Below are 21,665 nucleotides of genomic sequence, written 5' to 3' on the forward strand. Positions count from 1 at the left end.
AGCGCAACTCAATAGCGCAACGCGTGGTCGGCAAGCAGCACCACAAAGGTCGCAAAGATATGCCATATCGAGAACTTAAAGGTCTGCCACGCGATGCCTTTTTGCGACTGGGTTTTCAGTCGCCACGCATAGCCAACAAAGACCAGGTTTAGCGTGGTCGCCCCTACCAGATACAGCCAACCACTCATTCCAGTCAGCCAAGGGAAAATGCCCACGATGACCAGCAGTAGGGTATAAAGCAACACCATGGTTTGGGTAAACCCTACCCCGTGAGTGACCGGCAGCATTGGCACATCGGCTTTGGCATAATCATGGCGACGATGTATCGCTAACGCCCAAAAGTGAGGCGGCGTCCAGGTAAAAATGATCATCACCAACAGCAACGCATGCGCGTGAAGCTCTCCGGTCACCGCGGTCCAGCCTAGCAGTGGTGGCATTGCACCGGCCAAACCACCAATCACGATATTTTGCGGAGTCGCGGGTTTAAGCCACTGGGTATACACCAACGCATACCCGACCAGGCTAGCAAATGTTAGCCAAGCCGTGAGCGGGTTCAGCCACCAACAGGCGATAAAACCGCTCACCATCAGCCCTACCGCAAAAGCCAACGCGGCGCCTTGAGTGACTCGTCCCTCGGCAACGGGGCGATGGCGGGTGCGCTGCATTTTCGTGTCAATTTTCCAGTCGATCACGTGATTAAACACCGCCGCCGCACTGGCTTGTGCGCCAATGCCAAATAACCCTACCAATACGGCCGACCAAGGTGGCCAGCCGGGGGTGGCTAAACACATTCCCACCAGCGCAGTGAGGAGCAACATGGCGACCACGCGCGGCTTGGTCAGCTCATAATAATCTCGCCAACTGGCGCCAGCAGGCGTCGAAACACTAGCGGTACGTTGAAACTGTGCCATCACGGGCTCCTTGTCGGGTCGACGCTGAAAGACATAAAAATCGGGTGAGGAGTAATGTGGCCAATAGCGACAATCCACCGAGGTTATGCGCCACCGCCACACTCAGCGGCAGTAGCGCGACCACATTGGTCACGCCCAGCGTAATTTGAATCGCCAACACGGCGCTGACACTCATTGCCAGCGCACGCGCCCCAGCACGCCACAGCCCCCATGCCCAAGCGAGCACTAACGCGGTGACCACCATGGCGCCCAGACGGTGCGTGGCATGAATGGTCACCCGCTCGGCATGGTTCAGCACCCCAAACTGATAGGTATCGCTAAGAGGACTGACAGGATGAAAAGCGGAAGGGGTGAAAAGCTGCCACCAAGGGCTTTCGCAGATAGGTAGCTGGGTGCACACAGTAGCGGCATAGTTGGCGGAGGTCCAGCCGCCGAGACCGATTTGTACAATCACCGCCACCAAAGCCAACGTGCCCACGCGGCGCGCGGATGACGACATCGAAATCATAGGCAACCGGAGCGCGCCTGTCGCCACCGCCAGCCAAGCCAGCAAGCATACCGTGGTGAAACCACCGAGTAAGTGCGCCATCACCACCACCGGCATTAAACTTAAGGTCACGGTCCACATCCCTAGGGCAGCTTGAGCGATGACGACTACACTGAGCAAGGTGGTCAGTGGTCGTAAAGCCTGATAGTCAGGACGTCGCCAGCTGATCCACGCCAACGCAAAAATCGCCAACCCTAGGGTGCCCGCCACGTAGCGGTGCAACATTTCATTCCACGCTTTATTGATATCGAGCGGCGCATCGGGGAAACGCGACATGGCGACCGATTGCGCGCTGTCACTGGCCGGCACCCCTAAATGGCCATAGCATCCGGGCCAGTCTGGACAGCCAAGTCCCGCTTCAGTCAGGCGGGTATACGCGCCGAGTCCAACCACCAGCACGGCCAGCATCAGTGTCGATAAGACGGCGAGTTGGTAGCGACGCGTTGCCATAATCAGCCTACCTTAGACAACTTGAGAAGCCGTTTGAGATCGCGCAATAAGCCTTTGCCTTGCGCGACCCACTTCGTTTTATCGTCACTGACCGGATAGGCCAGCACCACATTATTCATCGGATCGCTAAGATAAATGGTATTTTTATCAAAGGCTTGCTGCTGCCACACCTGCGCTTGTTCGGTGGTCAAGGTTTGCCATGTCAGTACCTCCGGCGCTTTCGGGGCGGAGCTCGTCAGTGCCACGCTGCTGACCCGATCGCGCTCTTTACCGACCGCAATCGGAATTTGTGTTAACTGAAACAGGGCTTGCTCACACACCGAATCACATTGTTCTGGCACCCGATAAATCAACCGCCACTGGCCTTGCTCAGGTAACCAATTCAAGGTCGCCGGCTCAGTGAGAAACTGTCCGTAATTGGTGACCCCTTTTTCATACCAACTTTGCTCCAACACCAATTTCGCCACCACCACGGGCAGGACAAAAATGCCAATCAATGCCACCAGCGTCATGCGTCCTTTCACACCGCTTCCCTCTATTTAGTTTTGTACCACCAGATGCCCGCGCCAATACTGACCGCGAGCGCCATTAACGCCCACTGCAAGGCATAGCCATAGTGTTTCTCAGGCGGCATCACCACCGGCTGCCACACCGGCGTTATCCCAGCTTGCGCCAAGGCATCCTGGCTCGGCGCTGACAGATCGACCAATGTTTTTGTCCGTATCAGCCACTGCGTATTCAGCGTTGTCAGTTGGGCTTTCAGTGCTTGTAAGTCAATGCGCTGCACCCGAGCAGGCCACTTATGCGATGCCGTTTCTTTCTTGAGCACCACCCGCTTGGACGGTGTATCAATAAAGCCAGACAGCTGGTAGCGCGATGCCAACGCGGGCACTTCCGGCAAGCGGCGCAGCGCAGGCGCGGCAATCCAACCCAATTCAACCAGCCACCATTGCGATGACTGCTGGCTCGGTACAAAGGGAAGAAAAAGGCGATAGCCTACGCGACCTTGGTGGGTCTGATTATCGAGCCACACGGCAAACTCGGGGCGAAACTGGCCATCGATCGCCAGGTATTGCCCTTTTTGCTCCGTGCCTGAGAGCGACTCCGGTGCTTGATTGGCCTCAAACTGTGCCAGGTGTTGGGCTTTTTGCTCGCCACGCGTCCATTGCCAATGGCTTAACTTGACGAGCAGCAAGACCACAACCACAGTCAATATCAGAAACCCCATTCGCCGTCCTTGTTTCATGATTACCTATTGCGCTAAGGAGCGCTTATGTTGGTCAAAGCTATTCTGATTTGCTTACTGGTTTTTATTCTGTTTAACCTCTTTCGTGCCTTGCCGGTACTCCTAAAAGGCGATAGTTCCGTGCCTTTATCGCGTTATCTCGGTCGGCGTGTGCTGTTTTCCGTGGTTGTCTTTGTCTTATTGCTGATTGCGCTCTCCATGGGCTGGATTGCCCCCAACCCGCGCCCTTACTGAGCTACAAGATATACACAAAGACAAACAGGCATAGCCAGACCACATCGACAAAGTGCCAATACCAGGCACTGGCTTGAAAGCCAAAGTGATGCTCAGGGCTAAAATGCCCACGCATCACACGTAGCCACACCACCAACAACATGATGGTGCCCAAAGTCACGTGTAGACCATGAAAGCCAGTTAATAGATAAAAGGTATTGCCATACACTCCGGAGTCGAGACGCAGATTCATTTCTTGATAGGCGTGCACATACTCTTCGCCTTGAAAGAACATAAACAGTGCCCCAAGCAGCACAGTCACCAGTAAAAAGCCTTTCAATCGCTCACGCTGATTTTTTTCAATCGCGGTATGGGCAATATGGAGCGTGACCGACGAGGTCAGTAGGATCAGTGTGTTAAGTAAGGGCAGTCCCATCGCCGGCATCGCGGTGGTTTCAATCCCACCCGGGGTTAAAGTGAGTGGCCACTGGGCGACAAAATCCGGCCACAGTACCTCTGCGGTCATCGCATTGTTACTCGCACCACCGAGCCACGGGACAGCGATAAAACGGGCATAAAAGAGCGCACCAAAAAAAGCGCCAAAAAACATCACCTCAGAGAAAATAAACCAGCTCATTCCTTGGCGAAAAGAACGGTCCATTTGCGCCGAGTACAGCCCTTGCATAGATTCGTGGATCACGTCGCGAAACCACCCGGTGAGCATAATCAAAATAAGCACAGTGCCTGCCAGCAACAACCAAGGGCCGTTGCCACCAAACAAGCCACCCACCGTGGCGCCTGCGCCAGCGGCAATCAGGAACAGCGCCACCGCACCAACAATCGGCCAAATACTCGCCGCAGGGACATAGTAACGTTCAGGCGTCGCCATGAGCGCCTCCTTATTCTTTGGCGCTGGCAGTCACATCAAACAAGGTGTAAGCCAGCGTTAAGTGGTTAATATCATCCGGCAACTCGGGATCCACGTAGAAGATAAGCGGTAAGGAGGCATCCTCACCACGCGGCAGTGGCTGACGGTTAAAGCAAAAACATTCGATTTTATTAAAGTACTGTGCCGCCAATCCCGGCGAGACCGAAGGCACCGCTTGGCCTACCGTGTCATAACGCGCATTGTTGGTCGCTAGGTAATTGATGGTATGGGTCTCACCAGGATGCACTTGCATCTGATTAACTTGCGGCTCAAACGTCCAGCGCATGCCGGGGTTGGTGTAGGCAATAAACTCGACAGTCACCAAGCGGTCTTGGTCAATACCCGCACTGGATGCGGCGGCCTCGTTATCGGTTTTACCATTGATCCCTGTCACCTCACAGAACACGTCGTACAAAGGCACTAAGGCAAAGGCAAAGCCAAACATCGCCACGGCGAGCAGCAGTAAGCGGCGCACGGAGCGCGCGGACTCAGTGGCCATCGCGCACCTCCTTGAGATCAGGCGGTGTCTCAAAGGTGTGATACGGTGCCGGTGAAGGTACAGTCCACTCCAGCCCTTCGGCACCTTCCCACGGTTTAGCGGCCGCTGGTGCGCCACCCCGTGCGCATTGAATCACCACCACCAAGAAGATGAGTTGCGATAAACCAAAGGCAAAGCCACCGATACTGACAATCGCATTCACATCGGCAAACTGCAGGGCATAATCGGGGATCCGGCGTGGCATTCCCGCCAGTCCCAGAAAGTGCATGGGGAAGAAAAGCACATTCACCGAAATCACCGAACACCAAAAGTGCCACTTGGCCAAGGTTTCATTAAACATATGGCCCGTCCACTTGGGGAGCCAGTAGTAAGCGGCGGCCATAATCGAGAACACCGCCCCCGAAACCAGCACATAGTGGAAGTGCGCTACCACAAAATAGGTATCGTGATACTGAAAATCGACCGGGGTAATGGCCAGCATCAAGCCCGAAAACCCACCGATGGTAAACAACACAATAAAGGCAATCGCAAACAACATGGGCACTTCAAAGGTCAAGGATCCCCGCCACATGGTGGCGACCCAGTTAAAGACCTTCACCCCAGTGGGCACCGAAATCAGCATGGTACAGAACATGAAAAATAGTTCGGCAAACACCGGCATCCCGGTGGTGAACATATGGTGCGCCCACACCAAAAAGCTCAACCCCGCAATCGAGGCGGTGGCATACACCATCGAGCTATAACCGAACAGGCGCTTGCGTGAAAACGCAGGGACAATGGCCGAGATAATGCCAAAGCTTGGCAAAATCATGATGTAGACCTCGGGGTGACCAAAGAACCAGAAAATATGCTGAAACAAAACTGGATCGCCGCCCCCCGCGGCATCGAAAAAGCTGGTACCAAAGTACTTATCGGTAAGCACCATGGTGGCCGCGCCCGCCAACACCGGCATCACTGCAATGAGCAAAAAGGCGGTGATCAGCCACGTCCAAACAAACAGCGGCATTTTCATGTAGGTCATGCCCGGCGCACGCATATTGGTGATGGTGACAATCACATTGATGGCCCCCATGATCGAGCTGATCCCCATGATATGCAGGGCAAATACAAATAAGCCGGTACTGTCTGGGCTATAGGTGGTCGACAGCGGTGCGTAGAAAGTCCAACCAAAGTTAGGGCCGCCGCCTTCCATAAACAAGGAGCCAATGAGTAGCAAGAATGCGAACGGCAGGATCCAAAAGCTCCAGTTATTCATCCGTGGCAGCGCCATGTCCGGCGCCCCTATCATCATCGGCACCATCCAGTTAGCCAAACCGGTAAACGCGGGCATCACCGCGCCAAACACCATGATCAGGCCATGTACTGTGGTCATTTGGTTGAAAAAGTTAGGCTCAACCAATTGTAGCCCGGGCTGGAAAAGCTCGGCGCGGATCACCATCGCCATTGCCCCACCCAGTAAAAACATGGTGAAGCTGAAAATCAGGTACATGGAACCAATGTCTTTGTGGTTGGTGGTCAACACCCAACGCATGATCCCACGTGGTTTGTGGTGATGATCGTCATGCAGGTTATCTGGGGTAGTATCTGTCATCACGCGCTCCTAAAGATCTTCACCTGACTTCACCGCGTTGATTTGCGCAGCTTGTACGGTCTCACCAGTGTCATTGCCCCACGCATTACGCTCATAGGTCACCACCGCTGCCAATTCTTTGAGCGACAATTGCGGGCCAAACGCTTGCATGGCAGTGCCCGCTTTACCGTTGACGACAATATCGATATGGTCGACCAATCTATCCGGTTGAGTAGCAATCTCAGCGCCGGCCAACGCGGGGAACACGCCCGGCATCCCTTGCCCTTCGCTTTGATGACACATGCCACAGCGGCTGTCATACACTTGTTTGCCGAGCGCCATCAGCTCATCCATCGGCATTTCCATGTCCAGCAAGCGTTGCTCCTCTTCGCGCGCTTTCTGCTGTGCCAAGGCGGTTTCTTGCACCCAAGCATCAAATTCCGCTTGGGGCTTGGCGATCACCACAATCGGCATAAAGCCGTGGTCTTTCCCGCACAGCTCTGCACATTGGCCGCGGTAAATGCCGGGCTTATCAATTTTGGTCCACGCCTCATTAATAAAGCCGGGGTTGGCATCTTTCTTCACCGCAAAGGCGGGCACCCACCACGAATGAATCACATCTTGTGAGGTGATCAAAAAGCGCACCTTACGCCCAACTGGCAACACCAAAGGCTGATCGACCTCGAGCAAATAGGTATCACGCTTTTGTCTTTCATTGCGGATTTGTTCCGGACTAGAGGCAAGCAGTGAAAAGAAGGCAACGTCATGGTCAAAATAGCGGTAATGCCACTTCCATTGTGAGCCCGTTACCTGCACCGTGAGTGCCGGCTCGCTGGTATCTTCCATATCGAGTAACACCTGGGTGGCCGGAATTGCCATGCCCACCAAAATCAAAAACGGCACGAGCGTCCACGCAATTTCTACTTTGGTGCTTTCATGAAACGAGGCAGGCTTTGCGCCTTTGGATTTGCGGTGGCGGATGATGGCCCAAAACATCACCCCGAATACCAGCACGCCAATCGCCACGCAGATGTAAAAGATGGTCATATGCAGGTCATACACCTGCTGACTGATGGCCGTCACCCCTTGGGTGAGGTTCCAGCCTTCACGCTCGGCGGCCAGCGCTGGGCCACTGAGCAAAGCCATTCCCAATGCTAGGATTCGTCGTTGGTGCCTCAGCACGGCTCCCTCCTGCCTCACGGCATCAATGCAAAGCCTCGCTGCCTATGGCCACATACCAACGTCTCACGCCGTGATAGCAGTCAGAGTGGCGATATCAGCAAGCCGTCGTTAAGGAAAAAACGCGATACAGCCGGTCACATTCATTAACGTTTTATTTACATTCAATTTAGGAGAGGTTTGCCTAAAGGACAAAAAAACAGCAGAAAAAGATCGTGATGCCAAGCACATACTGATACATCACGCAGGCGCGGCAGGCGGCGAACCACACCGCACTACAGTTCTAGGTGCAGAACCACCGGGGTAAAACGCAGACGGTAACGCGGCATCGCCGCCAGCGCACGCTGCCACAGTCGCCAACGCGGACACGGCTTATCGAGCGGGGATTTTTCTTCCACGCGACACGCCCAAGGTAACGCATTAATAATCGCCATTCTGGGGTCGGTGAACCCGTGTTGGTAGCGCTCACAGCCGAGCTTTTGGCCCATGCGAGTATGACATTTGTCTCCCGCCAAGACCAAGCAAGCCTCAAGTTGGGGGAAATAACGGCTAATATGGTGGCAAAAAGCAGAAATGTCTTGGTTAGTACATTCTAACAAGGCTTGATCGCAAATCAGCATCGTCGGGTGACCGGCCGGCACCGCCAACTGCGCCAGCCAGTCAAGCTGCTTGACCGAGCCTTGCACCATCCGAAACCGCTCACTGGTATGAAAGAGGCGCTCACGCCAGAGCAGGGTTTCGTCCACGTCCACTTCCAACCAGCGACAGCGGCCGTTATCCAATCGATAAAAGCGGGTGTCTAATCCGCCACCCACGTTAATAATCCACGCAGTGGGATGCTGGGCCAAAAACTGTTTGACGATGGCATCACATTGGCTAGTGAGTGTGGCATATAGCAGCTGGGTTTGATCGAGATTGCGCCAATCGCATTCGGGCTGCAACACGCACCCCTGACAGGCCGCGGCCGCCATAGGATCATAGATCACCCCGTCGTCAGTCAGGCTCTCACGACTGCGCAGCCACATTGGCTTAAATAGCTTACTGGGAACAGAATGCTGTTGAGTACGCACGGACACCTCCACACACGATAATCATTGATGATAATAATTATCGTTTAACTTAGCAAGAATGCAAAGGTGTTTTTTTAACCGCGCTTTAATGGCGGACGCTCTCGCCCGCCCAGGCCAGGATCACATCCAGTCGGTATTACGGATCACCCCCACAGCGACGCCTTCAATGGTCAGCGACTGGGCGGTTAAGTCCACCGAAATAGGCATAAACTCATCGTTTTCAGCATGAAGGACCACTTGTGCGCCTTTTTTCTCAAGCCGTTTGACCGTCACATCGTCATCAACACGGGCAACCACCACTTGGCCGTTGTGCACATCTTGCGTTTTGTGGACGGCGAGCAAATCACCATCGAGGATACCAATGTCTTTCATGCTCATGCCATTCACACGAAGCAGGAAGTCAGCATTAGGCTTGAATAGCGCAGGATCGACCTGATAGTGGCTTTCCACGTGCTCTTGCGCCAGTATCGGCTCCCCGGCGGCGACACGACCAATTAAGGGCAGCCCTTGCTCTTCCGGCGTCACCACTTCTTCTTCACTGATCAAACGAATACCACGCGAGGCGCCTGGGATAATCTCCAGTACCCCTTTGCGGGCCAAGGCTTTTAAATGCTCCTCAGCGGCATTCGCCGAACGAAACCCCAATTGACGGGCGATCTCGGCGCGGGTGGGGGGCATTCCTGTCTCTTCAATGTGTGCTTTAATCAAATCGAAGATCTGTTGCTGTCTCGCGGTTAACGGCTTCATGCTCTTACCTGTCTTTTTATACAGTTAACTGTGAGTATATCCAGTAAACTGCAGCTTGAAAAGCACTAATTATGCCCACGAGAAGCGGATCTCATTCTCGTGAACGCCGCCGATGACGCGCAGCAGAGCGGTCAATCTCGACCTTTGTTTGCAAGTTCGCGGCACTTTTCTGCTATCCTTGGCGCGCATTTTGAATTTGAGGCACTGACAATCATGGCGCTCTGGCAAAAGATTTATTACAAGCTATTGAATTTGCCGCTTTCTGCCTGGGTAAAAACCCAATGCATTCCCTCTGAACCGGTCGAACAGCTTAATCTGTCACTCGCACGGCCCATCGTGTATGTGTTGCCGTTTCGGTCTCATTCGGATTTATTAACCTTACGGCGTACCTGTCTGCGTCAAGGGCTTCCCGATCCGTTAACGCCCTTGACCATTGGCGATGTCACCTTGCCGCGCTACGTGTTTATTAGTCACGGACGCAAGGTGTTTTCCGGTGATGACGATCTGCCTGCGCGCTCGCTCGCGCATTTTAAAGACTTACTCCACTTACACCGGCAAGACAGCGATTTAGATATTCAACTTGTGCCTGCCTCGGTGCTTTGGCAGCGCGATCCGGGCAATGAGACCCAGCGCCATCAAGCCATTCTGCGCGCGATGAATGGCCCCGAGAAGCTGTGGACCATTCTTACTCGTGGCCGTGATGGCATGGTGCGACTTAGCCAAGCGGTGTCGCTGCGCTACATGGCCGACAAGCACGGCACCGACCAAGCCATCGCCCATAAATTGGCGCGGGTGGCGATGATCCACTTCTCGCGGCAAAAACTCGCGGCTTCAGGCCCTCGTTTGCCTAATCGCGCTCTGCTATTCAAACGCCTGCTGGCATCAAAGGCCATCGACAAAGTCGTCCACGACGAAGCGCAAAGCCGTGATGTATCGGTTGAAAAAGTTCGTAAAGAAGCGGTCGATATGATGGAAGAGATCGCCGCTAACTTTTCCTATCGCTTGATCCGTTACAGTGACCGCATTCTTACCTGGCTTTGGAACAAGCTCTATCAAGGCATCAACGTCAATAATGCCGAACGAGTACGTCAGTTAGCACAAGACGGTCATGAAATCGTTTATGTGCCCTGCCACCGCTCACACATGGACTACTTATTGCTGTCGTATGTGCTGTACAAAGAAGGGTTGGTGCCACCGCATATTGCCGCTGGCGTGAACCTCAACTTCTTCCCCGCTGGGCCGCTTTTCCGTCGTGGTGGTGCCTTCTTTATTCGCCGCAGCTTTAAGGGCAACCGCCTGTATTCCACCGTTTTCCGCGAGTACTTGGCCGAGTTATTTGCCCGAGGTTACTCGGTGGAGTACTTTGCCGAAGGTGGCCGCTCTCGCACAGGCCGCTTACTGCCAGCAAAAACAGGCATGCTCGCCATGACCTTGCAAGCCATGCTGCGCGGTCAACAGCGCCCCATTACCTTGGTGCCTGTCTATATCGGCTACGAGCACGTCATGGAGGTCAACACCTACGCCAAAGAGCTCCAAGGCCAACGCAAAGAGAAAGAAAGCTTTGGCCAGGTGCTTGGTATTGTGCGCAAACTGCGTAATTATGGCCTCGGTTACGTTAACTTTGGCGAGCCCATTGCCCTCAATCAGCACCTTAATGAACAAGTCCCTGACTGGCACGACTACGTCAATCCCATCGAGCCGCAAAAGCCAGCGTGGATGAACCCAGTTGTCAGCGATTTGGCCACCAAGGTGATGACCCACATTAACGATGCGGCGGCCACGAATGCCCTCAACTTATGTGCCACTGCATTGCTCGCCTCGCGCCAGCGCGCCTTAAGCCGTGAAGCACTGGAAACACAACTGGGTGTGTATAAGGCTTTGTTAACGCAAGCGCCTTACTCGCCAAGCAGCAGTGTGCCTCAAGCATCACCGGCGGATTTGGTCGATCACGCGTTATCACTCAACAAATTGGTGGTCGAAAAAGACACCATGGGCGAGGTGATTTCCTTAGATCGCCAACAAGCGATCCTAATGACCTATTATCGCAACAATGTGATTCATCTGGTGGCGCTGCCATCGCTGATCGCGCAAATATTGGTGACCCACAAATCGATTAGTCAATCGGGCTTACGCGCCTGCGTACAGCAGCTGTATCCCTTGCTCAAAGCAGAACTTTTTATGAGCTTTGATGATGCCGGACTCGAAAGCTATTTCGATGCCTTGCTACATGCGATGCACGATCAGTCGCTGCTGTGTTGTGACGATGGCAAAGTGACCATGAATAATGCCAAGCTCGGTGAGCTGCAATTACTTGGCCGTACCATTGCCGAAACGCTGCAGCGCTACGCGATTACGCTCACCTTATTCAGCCACCAGCCGCACATTGATAAGCGCGATTTGGAAAAACACAGCCAAATGCTGGCGCAGCGTCTGAGCCGCTTACACGGTATTAATGCACCTGAGTTTTTTGACAAAGGCGTATTTAGCACCTTCGTCGATACGCTCCGTGAGCAAGGCTATTTGGATGATGATGCCAAAGCCAATGCCGAGCGTATCGCCGCACTCAACGATCTGGTGTGTGGGTTAATTTCACCGGAAGTGCAATTGACCATTCAAGCGGTGCTTAATCAGCCACTAGGTACGCACAAGACGGACAAAAGCTAAGCGAAACCGTCCGTTCACCAATCAACCCTGATCAAAAAAGGCGCTTTACCAAGAAGCGCCTTTCTTATCTTTCTTTTCAAATTGGGCTAACCGTATACACCGGCCAATACACCAATAAAAATCACTAAGCCGACATAGTTATTGTTCAAAAAGGCTTTAAAGCACGCCATTCGCTCGCGCTCTCTGGCAAGGTATTGCTGATAAACAAACAAGGCAAAAGCGGCCAATAAGCTCCACTGATAGGCTGGCGACAGCGCTAACCACTGCCCAGCGAGCATCAGCAGCCCCAAGGTGAATAATTGCAAGCCACCCACTGCCGCTTTGTCCCAGCGGCCAAATAAAATGGCGGTCGATTTGATGCCAATTTTAACGTCATCGTCTCTGTCGACCATGGCATACAAGGTGTCGTAAGCGATAGTCCAACAAATGTTAGCCAGAAACAACAGCCAAACTACGGGGGGCAGCGCATTTTGCGCCGCCGCAAACGCCATCGGGATCGCCCAACTAAACGCCAGCCCTAATACTAACTGGGGCAGATGGGTGTAGCGCTTCATAAAAGGATAAATAAACGCCAGCGCAACGCCGACAAAAGAAAGTTGAATGGTCAAACGGTTTTGGGTGAGCACCAACAAAAAAGCGCCCAATACCAACGCAACAAAAAAGCCAATGGCCTCTTTTTCGTTGATCCGTCCGGCCGGTAACGGCCTGTCTTTAGTACGCTTAACATGGCCATCGACGTGGCGATCTGCATAGTCATTAATCACGCAACCTGCCGCACGCATCATATACACACCGAGCACAAAGACCGCTAAAGTTGATAGTGGCGGTAGACCCTCCGCCGCTAAAAACAAAGCCCATAGAGTGGGCCATAACAGCAGTAAGGTGCCAATAGGTCGGTCTAAACGTGCTAACTGTCCAAAGGCCGCCAGTTTTGCGCTCATGCCGGGATCTCCTTTCCATACACAGGTGAGTCTGGCAAAAACAGCTCCGCCACTAACATTGGCCGATTGTGAAGCCAAAGGCGAGAGCGACGCGCATGTAACTGATGCGATAGACACGCCACATTGGCGGTTTCAATCGCATCGCGGCGAGAGGCGCGCTGTTTAAATACATGTTGACCCAATGGCTCGGTGCCCAACGCGTGCAAGTGTCCTCCTTGCCCTTCTAAGGTGGAAGCGGGCATCAGGGTGCGCGCGCACAGCCAAGGACGCCCATCCCCTTTTAATACCACTTCGCGCACCACACAAGCCTCTTGGCCAATCAGCGCGATTTCGCCGTCGGTCAGTTTATCTGGGGTTAATTGATAAACAGCAATCACATCCACATCAAAGTCATGACAGTGGCGCTTTAGCCTCGCTGTCATCGAGTGCGATTCGAGTAACCAACTGCCCTCTGCGGTGCGCTTTAGCGCCGCAATATCTGGTCGCTCCCAGCGTGCCATTTGCAGCGCTTCTAAATAGGTATGATTTAATTCCGACATTGTTTCCTGTGCCACATCGCGCAAAATTCGCCTGTCCTTACCGCTAAGGGGTGGACAATGTTGCTATACTCGGCTGGTAATTGTATCAGGCTGGCTGCGTTTGGAGAATGCGCTCGGCCTACCCTTATCACACCATGAACGGAATAACTGGGTCACTATGAGTAAAAAGCAACCCCTATTAATGGTCGTACTGAGCGTGTTGTTCTGGCTTAGTGCCGCCGTCCATGCACAAGAAGAGGGTGAGCGTAACCCTGAATACAGTTACTTTTCTTTGGAGCCTGAGATCACCACCAACTATGTGACCGAAGGTCGCCGGCTCGGCTTTATCAAGATAAAAGTGGAGTTGATGGTCGATAACCCCAAACTCGTCAGTGAGCTGGAGTATCACTCTCCCCTGATCCGCGATGTGATTATTGAAACCTTGAACCAGCAAAACGCTACCCAGATAAAATCCTTGTCTGGCCGGGAAACGATTAGGAAAAAGTGTTTAGAGAAGGTCAACGAGCTCCTACTCGCCGAAACCAATCGCCGTATGCTCACCGACCTATTATTCACTAAATACTTATACCAATGATGACTCGACGGTGACGTCAGCGACCCATCCAGGGTGGCTGATCACCTCAAGATGGCTCCCCTGCGCGCTTAGCATATCGCGGATCTGTGCCGGTGGCGTCGCGTCAGTAAAGACCATATCAAGCTGGGTGATATTCCCCAGGTTCACCATGGCATTACGGCCGAACTTGGTATGGTCTGCCGCTAACATCACACAACGACTATTATCAAGAATGGCTTTTTTGACCCGCACTTCATGGTAGTCAAAGTCGAGCAGTGAGCCATCATCGTCAATGCCACTGATCCCAAGAATGCCAAAGTCGAGCCGAAACTGAGAGACAAAGTCGAGTGTGGCTTCACCAACAATCCCGCCATCACGGTTACGTACTTCGCCGCCCGCAATAATCACCGTAAAATCCTGCTTTGGCATCAGGATCGCGGCGGCATTCAAGTTGTTGGTCACTACCCGTAAGTTTTGGTGATCTAACAACGCCCGTGCCACGGCTTCAGGTGTGGTGCCAATATCGATAAACAAGGTGGCACCATCGGGAATGTGTTGAACAAGCGCTTGGGCGATGGTGTCTTTTTCGTGCTGCTGAAGCACTTTACGGGTGGCATACGCGGTATTTTCAGAGCTGGACGGCACCGTTGCGCCCCCATGATGGCGACGAATATGGTTCTCTGCCGCCAATTCATTAAGATCGCGTCGAATGGTTTGCGGGCTGACATTGAAGCGCTCAACCAAGTCTTCCGTGCTCACGTATCCTTGTGACTTAACCAGATCAATGATTTGCTGATGACGTTTGTTTTGCTTCACTGCTTCTCCCCTTACAAAAAAGCCCCCGCGAACACGAGGGCTTCCTAGTTTACGCATAGCCACTAGGCGATGCCAAGACAGATCATTTAGGCAGCGTGCACAGCTGTGTCACGGCGCACACGATGCTCCCCAACCCAGGCTAAGCACAAGAAGAAGATGGCCAACCCACACCCGCCGGTGAGCAGCATAAAGCCACCGTCCCAGCCGAAGTGGTCGACGGTATAGCCAAGCGCGATATTCGCGACAACCGCGCCACCCAGATAGCCGAATAAACCGGTCAGGCCTGCCGCAGTGCCCGCCGCTTTTTTCGGTGCCAACTCCAAGGCATACAGACCAATCAGCATCACCGGCCCGTAAATCAAGAAACCAATCGCCACCAGTGCGACCATGTCGATGCCCGGATTGCCGGCTGGGTTAAACCAGTATACCAACACTGCCACGGTCACCAGCACCATAAATAACACACCGGCTGGCGCCCGTGCCCCTTTGAAGAATTTATCAGACATCCAGCCACATAATAAGGTGCCTGGGATCCCCGCCCATTCATAGAGGAAGTAGGCCCATGAGGATTTATCCACGGTAAAGCCTTTGGCTTCATCAAGATAAACCGGTGCCCAATCGAGTACGCCATAACGAATCAAATAGACAAAGGCGTTAGCAATCGCGATGTACCACAGCAGACGGTTTTTCATCACGTAGGTGACGAAAATGTCTTTGGCGGTCATCTCTTTCTCGAACGCGTCCTCGTCATAGTTTTCTGGGTAATCGTCTTTATACTCCTCAATCGGTGGCAAGCCACACGACTGTGGCGTGTCACGTAGGGTTAACCAGATAAACACAGCGACCAATGCGGCAAAAAATGCGGGCACATAAAAAGACGCACGCCAGTCATCATTGAACAGCCACAAGCCGAGCAAGAATAGCGGCCCAATCAAGCCACCCCCGACGTTGTGCGCCACGTTCCAAACCGACACCAGCTCACCACGCTCTTTCCGTGACCACCAGTGCACCATGGTGCGCCCACAGGCAGGCCAGCCCATGCCTTGTACCCAGCCATTAATAAACAGCAAGACAAACATGATGGCAATGCTGCTGGTTGTCCAAGGAAGGAAACCAAAACTGAACATCACCAACGATGACATTAACAGCCCAGCACTGAGGAAATAACGTGGGTTTGAGCGGTCAGAGACACTGCCCATTAAGAATTTTGATAAGCCGTAAGCGATGGACACAGCGGCGAGCGCCACCCCCAAATCACCACGACTAAAGCCATACTCATCAATCAAATACGGCATGGCCAAGCTAAAGTTTTTACGCACGAGATAATAACCGGCGTAGCCGATAAAAATCCCAATAAACAATTGCCAACGCAGTCGAGTGTAGGTGTCACCGATCTGCGCTTGGGGCAATCTTTGCCGGTGAGAAGCCGGACGGAAGATTCCAAACATGAGAGGGTCCTCAGTAAGATGTACGCGATGGATTTATAAAAGGATAAAAATCAAAGAAGTGAGCAATAAATTTTCGTATTCGCTCAACGGGTAGAATAATTACTCAAATTGAAAACAAAAACCGTGAAAGCGAACATAAAAACATAGATCTGACGCAATAAAATTGCGCTTACGAACAAAAAAAGAGCAGATATCTGCTCTTTTTCTATCAACGGCGGATAAACCCACCACGTGTAGACCCCTTTCAGCCCGTTGAATGGCGTTTTGCATCCCAAAGCGCCAGCAAACAGCCGATGATCAAACCAAATAAATGCGCCATATTGGCAATGTTCATGCCCATCGGCTGGAAAAAGCCAATCACCAGCCATGCCAGCATAAAGACAACATACGGCTTTTCTACCGTGAGACCACGCGATGGCGCCAGCCAAGTCATCCACCATAAATAGCCTAACAGCGCGTAAACCACGCCCGAGAGACCACCAAAGTAAGGCCCTTCCAACCAATACTGGCCGAGTCCCGAGAAAAGCGCGGCGAATAAAAAGATTTGAACCAGCTTACTGCTGCTGCCGAGGCGCTCGATGCGACCACCAAGCACCCACCACCAGAGTAAGTTGAAAATAATATGCAACGCGGAAAAATGCAGCAGTGCATGGCTGAATAGACGCCACAGCTGCCAGCGCTGTTCACTGTCTGCCGGAAACAGCAAGCTGCGCACCACGACCTCAAACCCACCGAGCGTCATAAGTGCAAACAACACCACGCTGGCACTCATAACCATTAGAGTGACCGGGCCAGATTTATCTTTAACGGTTTGCCACAATCCGGCTGACGGATAGTGAAAACGGGCATGACGGGTTTCGGCGACTTGCCAAGATGCCGCTTGATAACGACTGTGCATGGGATCAGCGATAAATCGTTCCAGCTCGCTATCCACCCACGCCTTATCATTATCGTTGACTAACCAAATCGCCACTTGTGCGTCTGGCTCGGGGGCAAGCTCAAGACTAACCCGATGCGCCGCCGCATAATCGACAAACGCCTGTGCCAAGCGTGCATTTGGCAGTACCGCGAGTTTTTGCATGACGTGTCCTATTGATGATCACTATTTAAGATCGATACCCGACGCGGTCGGCAGCGCTTGGCGCTGCCAAGCCTCAAAGCCACCATCGACACTGTATACCGCATCAAAGCCTTGATTGATCAAATACTGTGCCGCGCCTTGGCTGCTGATCCCGTGATAACACATCACCAGCACCGGCTGATCAAAGTCGACCTGATCCATAAACGAGACCAAGGTATCGTTAGTCAGGTGGTACGCATCTTGAGGGTGAGCAACCTGAAATGTTTGCGGATCGCGAATATCCACTAATACTGCATTTTGCTGATCATCACGCAGCATTTCCCACGCATCGGTCACAGAGATGTGTGCAAACTGATCCATACCTTTTACCTCTTCACTCACAAAGTTATTCCCAACTGACGTCACACGGCGATAACGTGCTCCTCACGGTGAACCTGCATTGTACCTGAGTTTGCGCGCACGCGTCTGCGTCACCAAACCAGCAACGTGCGTTTTTTTGATCGACTGTGGAAAAAGGTGTGGATTGCGTTGATAAGCGATGATCCTTGATTCGGATCCACTAGATGTAGTAAGGATCCAGGATAAGCTGTGAATAACTTTTTAATATCACGGTTTTCATCTATTCGATAGACATAAAAAAACCGGCCTAGTGGCCGGTTCATCTTCGATTGACTGCGCGCTTACAGCGCATCACCCATTGCTTGCTTCAGTTTTTTCATCGCGTTCTTCTCAAGTTGACGAATACGCTCCGCCGACACTTGATAATGATCCGCGAGATCTTGCAATGTGGCCTTATCATCGTCTAACCAACGCGAGCGAACAATATGTTGGCTGCGCTCGTCCAGTGCCGAGAGTGCGCTGGCCAAGCGGCGATTGGCGTGCGATTCCCAGTTCTCCGCCTCTAGCGATGCGGCAATATCGGAGGTTTTGTCCTCCAGATAATAGACAGGGGCCATTGGACCGTTTTCGCGCTCATCGTCGGCATTCGCCGGCGCTTCAAAGGTCGCATCTTGTGCGGCCAACCGCGCTTCCATTTCGCGCACCTCAGACGCTTCCACGCCGAGTTGCTCTGCGACCATATTCACTTCGTCGTTATTAAACCAACCCAAGCGCTTTTTGTTTTTACGCAAGTTAAAGAAAAGCTTACGCTGCGCTTTGGTGGTTGCCACTTTAACGATACGCCAGTTACGCAATACGTACTCGTGAATTTCAGCTTTGATCCAATGGACAGCAAAGGACACGAGGCGTACGCCAACCTCTGGGTTGAAACGCTTCACCGCCTTCATCAAGCCAATGTTGCCTTCTTGTACCAAGTCTGCCATCGGGAGACCGTATCCGGTGTATCCACGGGCGATATGAACAACAAAACGCAAGTGAGATAAGATCAGCGACTTCGCCGCCTCCAGATCACCATGATAATGGAGACGCTCGGCCAGCGAATGCTCCTCTTCAGCGCTGAGCATAGGGTGGCTGTTTACCGCTTGCAGATAACCGTCGATGTTATCTTGAACAATCGGTGCCAATGCGTTCATCTCTTTTGTCATTCAAACCTCGTTTCCGAATCGTCGAAGACCGAATTGCTGATTAAGCATGCAAAAATATACCCAAGCAGGGGCAAACTGCAAGCCTTTATCTGTGTGTTGTGGGTCTATGACCATATTCACCCTACACAGGTTCAATTTCTTTTAAATGTCGGCGCGTCGCCAGCAGCGCCGCCAACACCCCAAGTAAGATGGAGCCCATTAACAATAGCAAAGATTCATCCCAATTGAGTCCGCTAAGGGTAAAGGGACTGTCATAAAGCTGTGCAAATTGCCGCACCGCCCCATCCATTAACCAGGTGTTTAAGCCGGTGAGTAACCACGCGACGATCGCCGCCAGTCCGCCCAACCATGCGCCCATATAAAGATAAGGCCGTAAGATAAAACGATCGGTCGCTCCGACCATTTTCATTACTTGGATCCGTGCACGATGATGGAGTACCTGCAACCGCAAGGTATTCCCCACGAGTAGCACGACAGCTGCCAACATCAACCCAGAAAAAAGCCAGGCAAGCGTAATGGCCAGCGTTTTGATCGCGTCCAACCGTGCTAGCCAATCCGTATCTAACCGCACTTCGTCGACTTCAGCCAGTGCCGAAAGCTTGTCGGACAAGGCTTCAACACGGGCGGTCAAAGAGATGGCGTCTTCTCCGTCTGCACGGGTCACGTCAGGTACCACCACCAACACAGCAGGCAAAGGATTATTATCTAACAAGCTCACCGCTTGATTAAAGCCTCGCTGCTGTTTGAGCGACGCCATACCTTGGTCGGGCGAGATGTACTCAATGCTATCAATGGCGGGCCAACCCCCCAGCTGCTTCGCCAGTGCTTCACCTTGCTGCGACGATTGCTCGGGGGTTAAAAACACATTGAGCTCAGCAGGGCTATGCCACTGCGCGCTCACTGCCACCACATTCTTGGCCAATAAGTAGAAGGTCGCGGGTAAGGAAAGTGCAACCGCTAACACCATCAAGGTGAGTAGATTCCCCATCGGGCGTTGAAACAGATCCCGCCAGGCCGTCGAGGCATGACGCTTTTGCGTCTGCATAAAAGATTCAGCCATGACTGACCTCCGCCAAACTGCCTTGCTGAAGGTCAAAGCGCCTAAGATGACGATATTGCTCCAGCAAGCTGGTGTCATGGGTCGCCATAAGAATGGTCACGCCCACTTGGTTGAACAGGCGAAAAAGCTCCATGATTTGCGCTGATAACGCGGCATCGAGATTCCCCGTTGGCTCGTCCGCCAACAGGACTTGCGGGCGATTGACCACCGCCCGGGCAATCCCAACGCGCTGCTGTTCGCCCCCTGATAGCTGAATCGGGAAACAACGCGCTTTATCCAACAGCCCCACTTTATCTAACGCCGCAGACACGCGTTTTTTGATTTCACCTTCTGGCTGCTGCTCAATACGCAACGGCAACGCCACATTCTCGTAAACCGTCGCGTCCATCAGCAGGTTATGATCCTGAAAAATGATCCCTAAATGGCGACGCAAAAAGGGGATATCTTGGCGCGGAATGCGGGAAATATCATGGCCATTGAAGTAAATCTGCCCATCGCTGGGGCGTTCAATGGCGCAGATCAGTTTCAGCAGCGTGCTCTTTCCGGCACCAGAATGGCCGGTTAACAGCGCCATATCCCCTTTGGGAAGCTCAAAGCTGACTTTTTGCAGCGCCTGACGACCGCCCCGATAGGCTTTACTTACCTGCTGAAACTGAATCACGGTTATTCCTCCCGGCTAAAGAGCGCCTCGATAAAGTCGTTGGCGTTAAAGGTGCGTAAATCTTCAATGCCTTCACCGACACCAATATAGCGAATCGGAATATTAAATTGTTCTGCCACGGCAAAAATCACTCCGCCTTTGGCAGTACCGTCTAATTTTGTCAGCGTAATCCCCGTTATCGGTGCAATCTCATTGAACAACTTGGCTTGGCTGATGGCGTTTTGCCCGGTGCCAGCATCCAGTGTCAGCATTACCTCGTGTGGCGCTCCCACATCCAGCTTTTGCATCACACGCACAATCTTACGCAGCTCTTCCATCAAGTTGGCTTTGTTCTGCAAGCGCCCTGCCGTATCCGCAATCACCACATCGACATTGCGCGCTTTGGCCGCTTCAATCGCGTCATACAGCACAGAGGCACTGTCTGCGCCCGTGTGTTGCGCGACCACAGGCACCTGGTTGCGCTCACCCCAGGCTTGCAGCTGTTCCACCGCCGCCGCACGGAAGGTGTCACCGGCAGCCAGCATCACCGACTTGCCTTGGTCTTGGAATTGGCGCGCCAATTTGCCAATGGTGGTGGTTTTCCCCACGCCATTGACCCCGACCATTAAGATCACATACGGCTTTTGATCGGTCAGCACCAGGGGTTGCTCGACCTTTTCCAGCATGTTCGCCATTTCTTGTTTGAGGATGCCATATAAGGCTTCGCCATCTTTTAAATCGCGGCGACTGGCTTTATCGGTCAGGTTATCGATGATTCTGGTGGTCGCTTCCATCCCTACATCAGAGATAAGCAGCTGCTCCTCGAGCTCTTCGAACAGCTCATCATCGATTTTCTTACCGCTAAACAGGCCAAAAAAACCAGACCCTAAGTTGGTTTTGGTTTTTTGCAGGCCACGCTTTAGGCGGGCAAAAAAGCCTTCGCGTTGCGGTTTTTCACGCTCGCGAACCGCAGCTGGCTCTGGCTCTGGCTCTGGCTCTGGCTCTGGCTCTGGCTCTGG

Annotated in this window: 23 protein-coding genes; 3 read left to right on the top strand and 20 right to left on the bottom strand. The window is 52.8% G+C overall.

Annotated features, from left to right (window positions below; translation table 11 throughout):
- Positions 1–8 precede the first annotated feature (8 nt).
- From cyoE to C7A19_RS10780, 4 genes are read right to left on the bottom strand one after another with little or no spacing between them, the layout of a single operon-like run.
- Positions 9–911 (bottom strand): heme o synthase, encoded by a 903-nt coding sequence (gene cyoE, locus C7A19_RS10765; RefSeq protein ID WP_069361971.1) that lies wholly within the window; start codon positions 909–911, stop codon positions 9–11.
- Complete coding sequence (locus C7A19_RS10770) at positions 886–1,908, bottom strand: COX15/CtaA family protein (RefSeq protein WP_077599546.1); 1,023 nt, start codon at positions 1,906–1,908, stop codon at positions 886–888. Before C7A19_RS10770 ends, cyoE begins: the two co-directional genes overlap by 26 nt.
- A 2-nt stretch (positions 1,909–1,910) precedes the next feature.
- Positions 1,911–2,432: a hypothetical protein gene (locus tag C7A19_RS10775; RefSeq protein WP_116644877.1), complete on the bottom strand. Its 522-nt coding sequence runs from the start codon at positions 2,430–2,432 to the stop codon at positions 1,911–1,913.
- An 11-nt stretch (positions 2,433–2,443) separates the two neighbouring features.
- Entirely contained in the window at positions 2,444–3,136 is a 693-nt protein-coding gene (locus tag C7A19_RS10780) for an SURF1 family protein (RefSeq protein ID WP_162300265.1), read from the bottom strand.
- A 45-nt stretch (positions 3,137–3,181) separates the two neighbouring features.
- On the opposite strand from C7A19_RS10780, the gene C7A19_RS10785 reads away from it, so the two are divergent.
- Positions 3,182–3,388 (top strand): DUF2909 family protein, encoded by a 207-nt coding sequence (locus C7A19_RS10785; RefSeq protein WP_069361974.1) that lies wholly within the window; start codon positions 3,182–3,184, stop codon positions 3,386–3,388.
- Between the two features lies 1 nt (position 3,389).
- Here C7A19_RS10785 and C7A19_RS10790 read toward each other — a convergent pair whose 3' ends face one another.
- The 6 genes from C7A19_RS10790 to lexA all read right to left on the bottom strand — a co-directional run bounded on the left by C7A19_RS10790 (position 3,390) and on the right by lexA (position 9,360).
- Positions 3,390–4,256 carry a cytochrome c oxidase subunit 3 gene (locus C7A19_RS10790; RefSeq protein WP_116644879.1) on the bottom strand — a complete coding sequence of 289 codons (867 nt, stop codon included), beginning with the start codon at positions 4,254–4,256 and terminating at the stop codon, positions 3,390–3,392.
- Positions 4,257–4,266: 10 nt separating this feature from the next.
- Complete coding sequence (locus C7A19_RS10795; RefSeq protein ID WP_116644880.1) at positions 4,267–4,794, bottom strand: cytochrome c oxidase assembly protein; 528 nt, start codon at positions 4,792–4,794, stop codon at positions 4,267–4,269.
- The gene (gene ctaD, locus C7A19_RS10800; RefSeq protein ID WP_069361977.1) at positions 4,784–6,385 is read right to left on the bottom strand and encodes a cytochrome c oxidase subunit I; all 1,602 of its coding nucleotides are present in this window, start codon (positions 6,383–6,385) and stop codon (positions 4,784–4,786) included. The genes C7A19_RS10795 and ctaD overlap by 11 nt, the downstream gene beginning before the upstream one ends.
- 9 nt (positions 6,386–6,394) lie before the next feature.
- On the bottom strand, positions 6,395–7,510 hold the full coding sequence (gene coxB, locus C7A19_RS10805; RefSeq protein WP_069361978.1) for a cytochrome c oxidase subunit II: 1,116 nt from the start codon (positions 7,508–7,510) through the stop codon (positions 6,395–6,397).
- A gap of 308 nt (positions 7,511–7,818) precedes the next feature.
- Positions 7,819–8,613, bottom strand: a complete 795-nt coding sequence (locus C7A19_RS10810) for a class I SAM-dependent methyltransferase (protein ID WP_321166655.1) — start codon at positions 8,611–8,613, stop codon at positions 7,819–7,821.
- Between the two features lie 120 nt (positions 8,614–8,733).
- On the bottom strand, positions 8,734–9,360 hold the full coding sequence (gene lexA / locus C7A19_RS10815) for a transcriptional repressor LexA (RefSeq protein WP_077456800.1): 627 nt from the start codon (positions 9,358–9,360) through the stop codon (positions 8,734–8,736).
- Positions 9,361–9,573: 213 nt separating this feature from the next.
- Between lexA and plsB the strand changes: the two genes are divergently transcribed.
- Positions 9,574–12,024 (top strand): glycerol-3-phosphate 1-O-acyltransferase PlsB, encoded by a 2,451-nt coding sequence (gene plsB, locus C7A19_RS10820; protein WP_116644888.1) that lies wholly within the window; start codon positions 9,574–9,576, stop codon positions 12,022–12,024.
- An 86-nt stretch (positions 12,025–12,110) separates the two neighbouring features.
- Here plsB and ubiA read toward each other — a convergent pair whose 3' ends face one another.
- Both ubiA and C7A19_RS10830 read right to left on the bottom strand, forming a co-directional pair.
- Positions 12,111–12,965: a 4-hydroxybenzoate octaprenyltransferase gene (gene ubiA, locus C7A19_RS10825; RefSeq protein ID WP_116644881.1), complete on the bottom strand. Its 855-nt coding sequence runs from the start codon at positions 12,963–12,965 to the stop codon at positions 12,111–12,113.
- Positions 12,962–13,504 (bottom strand): chorismate lyase, encoded by a 543-nt coding sequence (locus tag C7A19_RS10830; RefSeq protein ID WP_069361982.1) that lies wholly within the window; start codon positions 13,502–13,504, stop codon positions 12,962–12,964. Before C7A19_RS10830 ends, ubiA begins: the two co-directional genes overlap by 4 nt.
- A gap of 157 nt (positions 13,505–13,661) precedes the next feature.
- Here C7A19_RS10830 and C7A19_RS10835 point away from each other — a divergent pair, with 157 nt between their 5' ends.
- Positions 13,662–14,078 carry a flagellar basal body-associated protein FliL gene (locus C7A19_RS10835; RefSeq protein ID WP_077608866.1) on the top strand — a complete coding sequence of 139 codons (417 nt, stop codon included), beginning with the start codon at positions 13,662–13,664 and terminating at the stop codon, positions 14,076–14,078.
- Here the strand turns inward: C7A19_RS10835 and C7A19_RS10840 are convergent.
- The 8 genes from C7A19_RS10840 to ftsY all read right to left on the bottom strand — a co-directional run.
- The gene (locus tag C7A19_RS10840; protein ID WP_077608867.1) at positions 14,067–14,873 is read right to left on the bottom strand and encodes a DeoR/GlpR family transcriptional regulator; all 807 of its coding nucleotides are present in this window, start codon (positions 14,871–14,873) and stop codon (positions 14,067–14,069) included. The genes C7A19_RS10835 and C7A19_RS10840 overlap by 12 nt on opposite strands.
- A gap of 86 nt (positions 14,874–14,959) precedes the next feature.
- On the bottom strand, positions 14,960–16,321 hold the full coding sequence (gene glpT / locus C7A19_RS10845) for a glycerol-3-phosphate transporter (RefSeq protein ID WP_116644882.1): 1,362 nt from the start codon (positions 16,319–16,321) through the stop codon (positions 14,960–14,962).
- 244 nt (positions 16,322–16,565) lie between these two features.
- On the bottom strand, positions 16,566–17,402 hold the full coding sequence (gene glpG / locus C7A19_RS10850; RefSeq protein ID WP_077608868.1) for a rhomboid family intramembrane serine protease GlpG: 837 nt from the start codon (positions 17,400–17,402) through the stop codon (positions 16,566–16,568).
- Between the two features lie 21 nt (positions 17,403–17,423).
- Entirely contained in the window at positions 17,424–17,762 is a 339-nt protein-coding gene (gene glpE / locus C7A19_RS10855) for a thiosulfate sulfurtransferase GlpE (RefSeq protein ID WP_069361999.1), read from the bottom strand.
- 320 nt (positions 17,763–18,082) lie between these two features.
- Positions 18,083–18,946, bottom strand: coding sequence for an RNA polymerase sigma factor RpoH (gene rpoH, locus C7A19_RS10860; RefSeq protein WP_069361987.1), 864 nt, complete (start codon positions 18,944–18,946; stop codon positions 18,083–18,085).
- A gap of 121 nt (positions 18,947–19,067) precedes the next feature.
- On the bottom strand, positions 19,068–20,006 hold the full coding sequence (ftsX, locus tag C7A19_RS10865; RefSeq protein ID WP_069361988.1) for a permease-like cell division protein FtsX: 939 nt from the start codon (positions 20,004–20,006) through the stop codon (positions 19,068–19,070).
- Positions 19,999–20,667 (bottom strand): cell division ATP-binding protein FtsE, encoded by a 669-nt coding sequence (gene ftsE / locus C7A19_RS10870; RefSeq protein ID WP_046074629.1) that lies wholly within the window; start codon positions 20,665–20,667, stop codon positions 19,999–20,001. Before ftsE ends, ftsX begins: the two co-directional genes overlap by 8 nt.
- Positions 20,668–20,669: 2 nt before the next feature.
- Positions 20,670–21,665: signal recognition particle-docking protein FtsY (gene ftsY / locus C7A19_RS10875; protein ID WP_116644883.1), on the bottom strand; the 996-nt coding region annotated here is incomplete at its 5' end.

This window comes from Salinivibrio sp. HTSP, from assembly GCF_003390965.1.
In the GTDB taxonomy this organism is placed as follows: domain Bacteria; phylum Pseudomonadota; class Gammaproteobacteria; order Enterobacterales; family Vibrionaceae; genus Salinivibrio; species Salinivibrio kushneri.

What these genes read in the sequence shown, in the direction of transcription:
- C7A19_RS10795 (WP_116644880.1), bottom strand. Translation starts at nt 4,794, where the DNA reads ATGGCCACTGAGTCCGCGCGCTCCGTGCGCCGCTTACTGCTGCTCGCC.
- ctaD (WP_069361977.1), bottom strand. Translation starts at nt 6,385, where the DNA reads ATGACAGATACTACCCCAGATAACCTGCATGACGATCATCACCACAAA.
- C7A19_RS10785 (WP_069361974.1), top strand. Translation starts at nt 3,182, where the DNA reads ATGTTGGTCAAAGCTATTCTGATTTGCTTACTGGTTTTTATTCTGTTT.
- rpoH (WP_069361987.1), bottom strand. Translation starts at nt 18,946, where the DNA reads ATGACAAAAGAGATGAACGCATTGGCACCGATTGTTCAAGATAACATC.
- C7A19_RS10780 (WP_162300265.1), bottom strand. Translation starts at nt 3,136, where the DNA reads ATGGGGTTTCTGATATTGACTGTGGTTGTGGTCTTGCTGCTCGTCAAG.
- C7A19_RS10790 (WP_116644879.1), bottom strand. Translation starts at nt 4,256, where the DNA reads ATGGCGACGCCTGAACGTTACTATGTCCCTGCGGCGAGTATTTGGCCG.
- cyoE (WP_069361971.1), bottom strand. Translation starts at nt 911, where the DNA reads ATGGCACAGTTTCAACGTACCGCTAGTGTTTCGACGCCTGCTGGCGCC.
- glpT (WP_116644882.1), bottom strand. Translation starts at nt 16,321, where the DNA reads ATGTTTGGAATCTTCCGTCCGGCTTCTCACCGGCAAAGATTGCCCCAA.
- coxB (WP_069361978.1), bottom strand. Translation starts at nt 7,510, where the DNA reads ATGGCTTTGCTCAGTGGCCCAGCGCTGGCCGCCGAGCGTGAAGGCTGG.
- ubiA (WP_116644881.1), bottom strand. Translation starts at nt 12,965, where the DNA reads ATGAGCGCAAAACTGGCGGCCTTTGGACAGTTAGCACGTTTAGACCGA.
- glpE (WP_069361999.1), bottom strand. Translation starts at nt 17,762, where the DNA reads ATGGATCAGTTTGCACACATCTCTGTGACCGATGCGTGGGAAATGCTG.
- C7A19_RS10770 (WP_077599546.1), bottom strand. Translation starts at nt 1,908, where the DNA reads ATGGCAACGCGTCGCTACCAACTCGCCGTCTTATCGACACTGATGCTG.
- glpG (WP_077608868.1), bottom strand. Translation starts at nt 17,402, where the DNA reads ATGCAAAAACTCGCGGTACTGCCAAATGCACGCTTGGCACAGGCGTTT.
- lexA (WP_077456800.1), bottom strand. Translation starts at nt 9,360, where the DNA reads ATGAAGCCGTTAACCGCGAGACAGCAACAGATCTTCGATTTGATTAAA.
- C7A19_RS10835 (WP_077608866.1), top strand. Translation starts at nt 13,662, where the DNA reads ATGAGTAAAAAGCAACCCCTATTAATGGTCGTACTGAGCGTGTTGTTC.
- ftsX (WP_069361988.1), bottom strand. Translation starts at nt 20,006, where the DNA reads ATGGCTGAATCTTTTATGCAGACGCAAAAGCGTCATGCCTCGACGGCC.
- plsB (WP_116644888.1), top strand. Translation starts at nt 9,574, where the DNA reads ATGGCGCTCTGGCAAAAGATTTATTACAAGCTATTGAATTTGCCGCTT.
- C7A19_RS10830 (WP_069361982.1), bottom strand. Translation starts at nt 13,504, where the DNA reads ATGTCGGAATTAAATCATACCTATTTAGAAGCGCTGCAAATGGCACGC.